Origin of the sequence: Candidatus Methylomirabilis sp., from assembly GCA_036000645.1 — a bacterium.
Classification (GTDB): domain Bacteria; phylum Methylomirabilota; class Methylomirabilia; order Methylomirabilales; family JACPAU01; genus JACPAU01.
In genome coordinates this window covers 1-3,900 of the sequence record DASYVA010000012.1, presented here as the reverse complement: position 1 = coordinate 3,900, position 3,900 = coordinate 1, and the positions used below count along the sequence as shown (strand labels likewise).

Annotated in this window: 4 protein-coding genes; 3 read left to right on the top strand and 1 reads right to left on the bottom strand. The window is 71.7% G+C overall.

The genetic code is table 11. The features are described 5' to 3' along the window. The coding region (locus VGT06_00385; protein ID HEV8661590.1) for a QueG-associated DUF1730 domain-containing protein at positions 1-539 on the bottom strand (539 nt) is incomplete at its 3' end. A 114-nt stretch (positions 540-653) separates the two neighbouring features. On the opposite strand from VGT06_00385, the gene larB reads away from it, so the two are divergent. The 3 genes from larB to VGT06_00370 are packed head-to-tail and all read left to right on the top strand — an operon-like array spanning position 654 to position 3,890. Then, positions 654-1,406, top strand: a complete 753-nt coding sequence (gene larB, locus VGT06_00380; GenBank protein ID HEV8661589.1) for a nickel pincer cofactor biosynthesis protein LarB — start codon at positions 654-656, stop codon at positions 1,404-1,406. An 8-nt stretch (positions 1,407-1,414) separates the two neighbouring features. Further along, positions 1,415-2,644, top strand: a complete 1,230-nt coding sequence (larC, locus tag VGT06_00375) for a nickel pincer cofactor biosynthesis protein LarC (protein HEV8661588.1) — start codon at positions 1,415-1,417, stop codon at positions 2,642-2,644. A 4-nt stretch (positions 2,645-2,648) separates the two neighbouring features. Next, positions 2,649-3,890, top strand: coding sequence for a Glu/Leu/Phe/Val dehydrogenase (locus tag VGT06_00370; GenBank protein ID HEV8661587.1), 1,242 nt, complete (start codon positions 2,649-2,651; stop codon positions 3,888-3,890). Positions 3,891-3,900: the final 10 nt, after the last annotated feature.

The following is a 3,900-nucleotide window of genomic DNA, read 5'->3' as shown; positions in this document are numbered from 1 at the left end:
TCCCCCAGGAAGAAATAAGACCCGATCTCCGTGGAGAGGATGGTCGTGTTCTTCCCGAACCAGCCGATCCCGGCGCGTGCGGCGAAGTCCCGCTCCAGGACAGGGCCGGCGTCCACATAGGCCCGGGCCTGGACGGGATGCCCGACCGCCCCCTCGAGCGCCCGATGGAAGACGGCGAGGCGCTCTTCCAGGATTCCGTGATAATCATCCCCCCAGGCGTAGCGGGCGATCCAGCCCTTGAGGCCCTCGTTGCTGGTAGGCCGCCGGTGGGGGGTGTAGTAGTTCAGGGCCACCGAGATCACCGACTTCGCCCACGGGAGGAACGAGCCAGGGTGCCGGCGCCTGGTCTCCGTCCGGGACAGGTAGGCCATCTCGCCGGCATACCCCTGCTTGAGCCACTCGGCAAAGGAGGCCTCGTGGGGGGGCGGGGTGGCCGGGGAGATCCCCACCAGGTCGAACCCTTGCCGCCGCCCCAGGTCCTTGACCAGGCGCGCGAGGCGCTCCGGGTCGGTCACCGGCTCGGTCGGTCGCGGATGCATGGAGAGACTATGACACAGGGCCCCGCCGCGCCGCAAGCGCAGGAGTTTCGCGTTGGCCAGGCCTTTTCCGTTGTGCTAGGCTTCCCGGTGCGGGACGCGTTTTCGGAGGCAGACGTGGACCTTGAGACCGTCCGGCAGTTGCTCGAAGCCGTCCAGGCCGGCACGACCGGCATCGAGGAGGCCCTGACCCGCCTGAAGTCCCTCCCGTTCGAATCCCTCCCCTACGCCACGGTGGATACCCATCGGGCGCTGCGCCAGGGCTTTCCCGAGGTCATCTTCTGTGAGGGGAAGAGCCCGGAGCAGGTCGCCGGCATCGCCGAGCGCCTGTTAGCCGGAGGCAGTCGCCTCCTGGCCACCCGCGCGACCCCGGCCATCCACGAACGCATTCGAGCCGTGGCACCCGACGCCGTCTTCCACGAACAGGCGCGAGCCGTCACCGTCCGGCGAGGGGACGACGGGCAGCGGGTGGGGCGGGTTCTCATTCTCACCGCCGGGACGGCCGACATCCCGGTAGCCGAGGAGGCCGCGGTCACCGCCGACCTCCTGGGGAGCCACGTCGAGAGCGTCCACGACCTGGGGGTGGCGGGGCTCCACCGGCTGCTCGCCCAGGTGGAGCGCCTCCGGGGCGCTCGCGTCCTCGTGGCGGTGGCCGGGATGGACGGGGTCCTCCCCAGCGTCGTCGGGGGCCTGACGGACCGGCCGCTCGTCGCGGTCCCCACCAGCGTCGGGTACGGGTCCTCCCTCGCGGGGCTCGCGGCCCTCCTGACGATGCTCAACTCCTGCGCCGCCGGCACCGCCGTGGTGAACATCGACAACGGCTTCGGCGCCGGCGTCCTCGCCCACCGGATCAACGCGCTCGGCGCGTGAAGGGACGGATGCGCATCGCCTACTTCGACTGCTTCTCGGGGGTCGCCGGCGACATGATCCTCGGCGCCCTGGTGGACGCCGGCGTGCCGCTCACCGTTCTGAAGGAGGCGGTGGCCGCCCTCGGCCTTCCCGGCCTCGAGGTCGAGGCCCGGAAGGTGATGCGGGGGGGCTTCGCCGCGACGAAGGTGGACGTTCTGACCGGGGAGCCGTCCGGACAGGCCGACCCCGGGCTCATTCGTCCCGGCGCCGGCCACCGCCACGGGCACCGGAGCCTGCCGGACATCCTGGCGATCCTGCGCGAAAGCCGCCTCCCGGAGGCGACCCGCGAGCGGGCCGCGGCGATCTTCACCCGCCTGGCCGCAGCCGAGGCGGCGGTCCACGGGAGCTCGCCGGAGGCTGTCCACTTCCACGAGGTGGGGGCCCGCGACGCCATCGCCGACGTGGTCGGGGCCGTCGCCGGCCTCGCCGCCCTCGGCGCCGACGGGGTCGAGGCCTCGCCCGTCAATCTGGGCGGCGGAAGGGTCGCCACGGCCCACGGCACCCTCCCCGTCCCCGCTCCCGGGACGCTGGAGCTCCTGAAGGGCATCCCCTGCTACGGAAGCAAGGTCGAAGCCGAGCTCACGACCCCCACCGGCGCGGCCATCCTGGCCACCGTGGCCGGAGCCTTCGGCCCGCCCCCGCTGCTCACGGTCCGGGCCGTCGGCTACGGGGCCGGGAGCCGGGAGCTTGCCGGCCAGCCCAACTGCCTCCGGCTCCTCGTGGGGGACGCGCCCGACGCCGCCGCGACCGACGAGGTGGCCGTCCTCGAGGCGAACATTGACGACATGAACCCGCAGCTCTTCGAGCCGCTGATGGAGGAGCTATTCGCGGCCGGGGCGCTGGACGTGTACCTGACGCCGGTCATCATGAAGAAGTCCCGGCCGGCGACGGTGCTCACCGTCCTCGCCGAGGCGGGAGCGGAGGGCCGCCTCGCCCCCCTCATCCTGCAGGGGAGCACGACGTTCGGCCTGCGGGTGAGCCGGCGCGGGCGACTCAAGCTCACGCGGGAGATCCGGACGGTCGAGACCCCGTACGGTCCGGTGGCGGTGAAGGTGGGGCAGCTCGGGGAGCGGGTGGTGCAGGTGAGCCCGGAGTTCGAGGACTGCCGGCGGCTCGCGGCAGCCGCGGGCATCCCGGTCCGGACGGTCCTCGACGCTGCCCGGGAGGCCGCCCGGCGGCAGATGCAGGCTGGAGGATAGGCCCATGCCGACCATGCTGGAAGAGGCAGTGGCCCAACTCGATCAGGTTGCCGCGCAGATCAAGCTCGAGGAAGGGCTCCACAAGCGGCTGCGGCGGGCGCAGCGGGCCCTCATCGTCTCGGTCCCGACCCGGATGGACGACGGCCGGGTCGAGGTCTTCGAGGGCTACCGGGTCCAGCACGACAACTCCTTCGGCCCCACCAAGGGGGGCGTCCGCTACCACCCGGACGTCAACCTGGATGAGGTCACCGCCCTGGCGATGCTCATGACGTGGAAGTGCGCCCTGATGGGCCTGCCCTACGGCGGGGCCAAGGGCGGGGTCCGGTGCAACCCGCCGACCATGTCCCAAGGGGAGCTGGAGCGGATGACCCGCCGGTACACTTCCGAGATCGTCCTCCTCATCGGGCCGGAGCTGGATATCCCCGCCCCCGACGTCTACACGAACGAGCAGACGATGGCCTGGATGATGGACACCTACAGCATGCAGCGAGGGATCACGGTCCCGGGCGTGGTGACGGGCAAGCCGGTCCTCCTCGGAGGCTCGCTCGGGCGGCGGGAGGCCACGGGGCGGGGCGTCAGCTTCGTGACCGCCGAGGCGGCCCGCGAGCTGAAGATCAGCCTCGCGGGGGCCACCGTCGCGGTCCAGGGGAAGGGGAACGTCGGCGGGGTCGCGGCGCGGCTCCTGCAAGAGGCTGACTGCCGGATCGTCGGCCTCTCCGACTCGAAGGGCGGGATCCATAATCCCAAGGGGCTCGACATCCCCCGGATCCTGCGGTCCCTCCAGGAGGGCGCACGGCTCGCGGAGATTCCGGACACGGACAAGATCTCCAACGAGGAACTCCTCGGCCTGCCCGTGGACATCCTGATCCCCGCCGCGCTGGAGGGGGCGATCCACGAGCGGAACGCCGGGTCTGTCCGCGCCCGGCTCGTGGTGGAAGGGGCCAACGGCCCGACGACCGCGGCAGCGGACCGGATCCTGGAGGGGAAAGGCATCCGCGTGGTCCCGGACATCCTGGCCAATGCCGGCGGGGTCACCGTCTCCTACTTCGAGTGGGTCCAGGACCTGCAGTTCTACTTCTGGCGGGAGGAGGAGATCAACCAGCGCCTGAAGGAGATCATGGTGGGGGCCTTCCGGCGGGTCTGGGACTACGCGGGGGAACAGCGGATCCCGATGCGCCTCGCCGCCATGAGCCTCGCCGTGAAGCGGGTGGCGGAGGCCCACCGGCTCCGCGGCCTCTACCCGTAATCCTCCCGGA

What these genes read in the sequence shown, in the direction of transcription:
- VGT06_00370 (HEV8661587.1), top strand. Translation starts at nt 2,649, where the DNA reads ATGCCGACCATGCTGGAAGAGGCAGTGGCCCAACTCGATCAGGTTGCC.
- larC (HEV8661588.1), top strand. Translation starts at nt 1,415, where the DNA reads ATGCGCATCGCCTACTTCGACTGCTTCTCGGGGGTCGCCGGCGACATG.